The sequence below is a fragment of the Methylobacterium trifolii genome (assembly GCF_022179685.1).
GTDB lineage: Bacteria > Pseudomonadota > Alphaproteobacteria > Rhizobiales > Beijerinckiaceae > Methylobacterium > Methylobacterium trifolii.
Map to the genome: position 1 here is coordinate 1 of NZ_BPRB01000098.1, position 5205 is coordinate 5205.

The following is a 5205-nucleotide window of genomic DNA, read 5'->3' on the forward strand; positions in this document are numbered from 1 at the left end:
TCCGGGGTGCAGGCGGCGCGCTGGGCCGCGCTCCCCTGCGCGAGGGCGGGGGCCGCCGGCAGCAGGGCGGCGAGAATCAGGACGGGACCGGCTTTGATCATCGGGTTGCTCCGGGCGATGACGCACGGGAGACGCCGCTCGACTGTCGATCGCGGTCCCGATGCAGTCTCCGATCCTCCGCCCGATGCGAAGACTTTGCCGTGTGGGCCCGCACCGGCGGCGAAGACCGGTCACGGCAAGCGCCGCGCGGACGCCGGCAGGCGTGCGCACGGTGCGAAAGGGGAGGCGCGTCGGGTCTCGGTGCCCGTCATGAGACGCCCGCCCATACGAAATCCGTTCGCTCTCTTCGCGATGCGGATTTCGGCTTCGCTCAGGCGCTGCGCGGGCTTCCCGATACCGTGTCCGCTTCGATCAGGCGGACACGGTATCGGTGGGCGTCCCGTGGAAAAAACCCTCAGTTGATCAGGCAGAAGCCGGCGCCGGTGCCGACGAGGCGCTCGGGGGCGCAGCGGGGCCGCTCCTCCGGTGCGAGCTTCGGCGGCGCGGGGGGGCTTGCGGCCACCGGGCCCGGGATGCTGCCGGTGGTGCCGGGCTTCAGGGAGACGTAGCGGGGGGCCTCGGCCACGCGGGCGGGCGCCTCGGCCGGCTCCGTCTCGGGTGCGTCGGTCTTGGAAGCGTCGGCCTTGAGCGCCTCGGTGGTGCGCACGGGCAGGGTGGTGCCGTGCAGGGTGCCCCGGAGGCCGCGGCCGGGACGGGCCTCGGCGATGGAGGCGGTGAGCGCCAGTCCCACGGCGCCGATCACGAGCAGGGTCCGCATGCCAAAAATCCTCCGATCGGAGGAGCCTAGCGCCCAGACCTTAACCGGATCACAAGGAAACCCGCCGCATCCGCGCGACCGGGCCGGATTCGGCGGTGCCGTGCGATTCGGTGCGCGACCGGGGCCTACTCGGTCCGGGCGCCTTCGCGCGCGGCGCGGCGGGCCCGGCCGGCCCGCAGGTCGCGCAGGATCTCCGAGACGAACATCTCGAAGGCGAACAGGCTGAACGTCACGATCGCCAGGACGAGGAGGAGGGAGACGAGGGTCTTTGCGGTCGCGGGGTCCACGGCGTGACGTCCTGAATACGGTCTTGGCGGCGGCGACGGTAGGCCGTCACCTGAGAAGAACTGGTTAATGCGAAGGGCGGATTGCAGAACTCGGCTCGGCTTCCAAGTCCTGTCCGGTCGAGAGACCTTCGTCTTCGACACAGGTGAAGGTATGGGCTGCGCCCCCCGCGCGCCACCACGCCGGGCTGGGCTCAGGCATGCGTCCAGAGCCGATGGCGTGCGTCCGCACACGCGGATCGCGCGCCCAGTGCATGGATGGCGCGGCGACGGGGCCGCCGGCCGGGCCCCGGATCAGGTGTCAAACCGGGGAAAACCTCAGCCCGCACGGCTGGCCCCGCCCCCAGAATCCCGCGATAAGCCGGGCGCGGCGACGATGCGAACGGGCATCCGGGGGGAGGGCGGCATGATCGCGAAACTGGCGGTGGCGACGGCGCTCGCCGTGCTCGCACTTGGGCCGGCCCGCGGGCAGACGCCGCCTCAGGCCCAGGGCGCCGCGCAGATCCCCCAAAAGACCGCGGCCGAGCCCGGCTTCGCCTCGGGGCAGGCGGGCTATTTCTTCATCGGGGGGCGCTACCAGAAGGTCGACGACAAGACCGTCATGGTCGGGCAGATGTTCGTGCAGTCCCGCGCCCCGGCGCAGGTGAGCCAGCCCTACCCGATCGTGATGGTGCACGGCGTCTCCCAGACCGGCGTGAACTTCCTCGGCACGCCGGACGGGCGGCCGGGCTGGGTCCAGCGCTTCGTCGAGCGGGGCTTCAAGGTCTACGTGGTCGACCAGGTCGGGCGCGGGCGCTCGGGCACCAACCCGGAGGTCTACGGGCCCTACACCCGCTTCTCGCCCCGGACGCTGGAGGAGACCTACACCGCCCAGGAGGTCTACGACCTGTTCCCGCAGGCGCGCCTGCACACCCAGTGGCCGGGGGGACCGGGCGTGCCCGGCAACGCGGCCTTCGACCAGTTCTTCGCCTCCCTGGTGCCCTACCTCGCCAGCGCGCAGCAGACCGAGGAGCTCGTCGACCCGGCGCTGACCGCGCTGCTGGAAAAGGTCGGCCCGGCGGTGGTGCTGACCCACGGGCAGGGCGGGCTGTTCGGCTGGGCGGTCTCGGATGCGCGCCCCGACCTCGTCAAGGCGCACGTGGCCATCGAGCCGAACGGGCCGCCCTTCTTCGACGTGCGCCTGCGCGGCGGCAAGGATTTCTACGAGAAGGCCGGCGACGGCCGCGCGCGCGCCTACGGCATCACCCGCCTGCCCCTGACCTTCGACCCCCCCGTGCGCTCGCCCGACGACCTCGGCGTGGTCCAGGCCAAGGCGCCGAGTGCGGAGGGCCGCATCCGGTGCTGGCTCCAGGGGGAACCCGCCCGCAAGCTGCCCAACCTCGCCCGCGTGCCCGCCGTGATCGTGACGGCGGAAGCCTCCTTCCGGGCGCCGACCGATGCCTGCACGGCCGAGTTCCTGGCCCAGGCCGGCGCGCCCCCCGACACGATGCGGCTCGCCGACCAGAACGTCCGCGGCAACGGCCACATGATGATGCTGGAGAAGAACAGCGACGCCGTCGCCGACGCGCTGATCGGCTGGATCGTCGGGCGGGTGAAGTAGGGGCGGGTCAGCCCCGCATCGGCCAGAACAGCGCGCGGGGCGCATCCGACAGCACGATCCGGCGCTCGGCCGGGTCCGGCAGCCAGGTGTCCAGTTCCGCCCGGACCCTGCGGTAATCCGTGGCTGTCTCGAACTGCGTGTGCGGCCAGTCGCTGCCCCAGACCAGGCGTTCGAGGCCGAGGTGCCGGCGCAGCAGCGGGATGGCGGCGGCCGGCAGCCCGTCGCCGTTGCGGTAGGAGCCCGAGAGCTTGACCCGGACGCGGCCGCCGGCACCGGCCGCGAGCAGGTGCCGGAAGCCCGGATCGTCCACCCCGAGCTTGGGGTCGGGCTTGCCGAAATGGTCGGCCACGACCGTGACGCCGGCCTGAAGCAGCGGATCGAGCAGGACCGGCCAGCGCCGCGCCTCGGCCTGGACCTCGACCTGCCAGCCGAGGTCGGCGAGGTTTTTCAGGAAGCCCGGCCAGGGTCCGGCCGAGAAGGCCGGGTCCGGCGCGCCGACGAGGTTGAGGCGGATGCCGACCACGCCGGCGGCGGCCAAAGCCTGGAGTTCGTCGCGCGAAATCTCGGGCCGGACGACCGCGATGCCGCGGAAGCGCCCGGGGTGGCGCTTCAGGGCCTCCAGCATGTAGCCGTTGTCGGTGCCGAGGAAGCTCGGCTGGACGAGCACGCCCTGCGACATCCCGTTGGCGTCGAGGACGGCGAGGTAGTCCTCGGGGGTGGCGTCGTAGTCGGGGGCGTAGCGGCGGGCATCGGCCAGCGGCAGGCCGCGCCGGAACACGTGCGCGTGGGAATCCACCGCGGTGACGGCCTCCGCCGCCGCGGCCCCGCCCCGCGGCAGGGCGCCGGCGGCCGCGAGCCCGGCAAGCCCGTAGGTCAGGTCACGCCTGGAGATCATGCATCGCCTCCCTCGGAGCTGGAATCCGTCCGGCCCGCCTCATTCGGCGGCCGCCGGCACGGGGGCGGCCGCCCTGGCGCGGGCGCTGCGGCCCAGCACCAGCACCATCAGGCTGCCGGCCCCGGTGAGGAAGGCGAGCGGCAACAGGGCCAGCGGGAAGCTGCCGCTGGAATCCTTGATCGCGCCGAGCATCCACGTCGCCCCGCCGGTGCCCAGATGCGAGAGGGTGTTGATGGCCGCGATCCCGGCCGCCGCCGTGCCGGCCGAGAGCCATTCGGTCGCCAGCGCCCAGAACGGGCCCTTGATCGCGTAGTTGCCCACCAGGACGAGGCTGAGCAGGACCAGCGTCAGGGTGAGGGAGGAGGTGAGGTTGGTGGCGAGCAGGCAGAGGCAGGTGGTGGCCAGCGGCAGGGCCGTGCTCCAGATCCGCTCGCCCGACTTGTCCGCCCGCAGGCCCCAGACGACCATGAACACCGAGGCGATGCCGAAGGGGATCATGTTCAGCAGGCCCGTCTCCATGTTCGACAGGCCGAAGGACTTGAGGATCTGCGGCATCCACAGCGAGAGGGCATTGCTGGTGGCCGAACTGCCCGAATAGATCAGGGCGAGCGCCCAGATGTACTTGTTCGACAGCACTTGCCACAGGGGCAGGTGCCCGGCCACCGGCGCGGCGCCGGCCCCGTCGGCCTCCAGGCGGCGGGTCAGCCAGGCGCGCTCGGCCGGGTTCAGCCAGGCGGCCTCGGCCGGGCGGCTCGGCAGCATGAACAGGGCGGCGAGCCCCAGCAGCACCGCCGGGATCGCCTCCATGATGAACAGCCACTGCCAGCCGTGCAGGCCGCCGATCCCGTCCATCTGCAGCAGGGCCGCCGAGAGGGGCGAGCCGAGGAAGCTCGAGAGCGGGATGGCGACCATGAAGGTCGCCACGATCCGGGCCCGGTAGAGCTTGGGGAACCAGTAGGTCAGGTAGAGGATCACGCCCGGAAAGAACCCGGCCTCGGCCGCACCGAGGAGGAAGCGCCCGAGATAGAAGCTGTAGGGCCCGACGACGAAGGCCATCGCGGCCCCGACCATGCCCCAGGTGATCATGATGCGCGCGATCCAGACCCGCGCGCCGAACCGCTCCATGGCGATGTTGCTCGGCACCTCGAACAGCACGTAGGCGATGAAGAACAGGCCGCCGCCGATGCCGAACATGGCCTGGCTCAGGCCCAGGTCCCGGTTCATGGTCAGGGCGGCGAAGCCCGCGTTGACCCGGTCGACGTAGGCGATGAAGTAGCAGAGGATGAGGAACGGCACGAGCCGCACCCCCACCTTGCGCATCACCACGGCCTCGTCGGGCATGGGTGTCGCGGCGTCGGTCGCAGCGTTCATGGCGTGTCTCCCGTTTCGGGCACGCTCGGGGACGCCGCAGGCCCTGTCCACCCGCCGGACGGTTCGTTCGCGGACACGGGCGGCACTCTGTCTCGCGCCGGCACGTCTTGGCGGCGCGAACAATCCCGCCCGGAGTGGACTCGGTGCGGGCTCCTCCCTCCCCCCTCTGCGGGGGAGGGAGGGCCTCGCGTCAGCGAGAGCCGGGAGAGGGGAACGCCCTATCCGGCATCGTCGCTCC

5 protein-coding genes are annotated in these 5205 nt (G+C 72.1%); 1 reads left to right on the forward strand and 4 read right to left on the reverse strand.

The window, feature by feature from the left end; all coding sequences use genetic code 11:
- Positions 1 to 454 precede the first annotated feature (454 nt).
- Both COGEMETH_RS09855 and COGEMETH_RS09860 read right to left on the reverse strand, forming a co-directional pair.
- On the reverse strand, positions 455 to 817 hold the full coding sequence (locus tag COGEMETH_RS09855) for a hypothetical protein (protein WP_238182407.1): 363 nt from the start codon (positions 815 to 817) through the stop codon (positions 455 to 457).
- A 125-nt stretch (positions 818 to 942) separates the two neighbouring features.
- A complete protein-coding gene (locus tag COGEMETH_RS09860) occupies positions 943 to 1104 on the reverse strand; it encodes a hypothetical protein (RefSeq protein ID WP_238182408.1) in 162 nt (53 codons plus the stop codon).
- A gap of 406 nt (positions 1105 to 1510) precedes the next feature.
- On the opposite strand from COGEMETH_RS09860, the gene COGEMETH_RS09865 reads away from it, so the two are divergent.
- Entirely contained in the window at positions 1511 to 2701 is a 1191-nt protein-coding gene (locus COGEMETH_RS09865) for an alpha/beta hydrolase (protein ID WP_373875337.1), read from the forward strand.
- A gap of 7 nt (positions 2702 to 2708) precedes the next feature.
- Here the strand turns inward: COGEMETH_RS09865 and COGEMETH_RS09870 are convergent, their stop codons facing one another.
- Both COGEMETH_RS09870 and COGEMETH_RS09875 read right to left on the reverse strand, forming a co-directional pair.
- Positions 2709 to 3596: an amidohydrolase family protein gene (locus COGEMETH_RS09870; RefSeq protein WP_238182410.1), complete on the reverse strand. Its 888-nt coding sequence runs from the start codon at positions 3594 to 3596 to the stop codon at positions 2709 to 2711.
- A 39-nt stretch (positions 3597 to 3635) separates the two neighbouring features.
- Positions 3636 to 4967 carry an MFS transporter gene (locus COGEMETH_RS09875; protein WP_238182411.1) on the reverse strand — a complete coding sequence of 444 codons (1332 nt, stop codon included), beginning with the start codon at positions 4965 to 4967 and terminating at the stop codon, positions 3636 to 3638.
- Positions 4968 to 5205 lie beyond the last annotated feature (238 nt).

Excerpts from the sequence above, each read along its gene's own strand:
- COGEMETH_RS09855 (WP_238182407.1), bottom strand. The coding sequence starts at position 817 with ATGCGGACCCTGCTCGTGATCGGCGCCGTGGGACTGGCGCTCACCGCC.
- COGEMETH_RS09870 (WP_238182410.1), bottom strand. The coding sequence starts at position 3,596 with ATGATCTCCAGGCGTGACCTGACCTACGGGCTTGCCGGGCTCGCGGCC.
- COGEMETH_RS09875 (WP_238182411.1), bottom strand. The coding sequence starts at position 4,967 with ATGAACGCTGCGACCGACGCCGCGACACCCATGCCCGACGAGGCCGTG.